The organism is Pseudomonas bohemica, assembly GCF_002934685.1.
GTDB lineage: Bacteria > Pseudomonadota > Gammaproteobacteria > Pseudomonadales > Pseudomonadaceae > Aquipseudomonas > Aquipseudomonas bohemica.
Map to the genome: position 1 here is coordinate 1 of NZ_NKHL01000004.1, position 235 is coordinate 235.

At 51.9% G+C, this 235-nt stretch carries 1 protein-coding gene; it reads left to right on the forward strand.

Annotation, left to right across the window (positions count from 1 at the left end):
* Window positions 1-198 (forward strand): integrase core domain-containing protein (locus tag CE491_RS00015; RefSeq protein WP_199884896.1); only part of this gene is annotated, 198 nt, incomplete at its 5' end.
* Window positions 199-235 lie beyond the last annotated feature (37 nt).

Consider the following 235-nt stretch of genomic DNA (forward strand, 5'->3'; position numbering starts at 1 on the left):
GACGGATATGACTGCTACCAGAACGCGTTGGCAGAGCGGGTGAACGGCATACTGAAGACCGAGTTTTTGCTACATCGCCCGAAAGACCTGGCCGAAGCCACGCGTATGGTCGACGAATCGGTAGATATTTATAACCGCAAGCGGCCACATCAGGCCTTGAAATACAAAACGCCCGATGCGGTGCATCGGGCGTTTTGAGGGTAAAACAGGTGTAAACCTATTTCAGGACTAGACA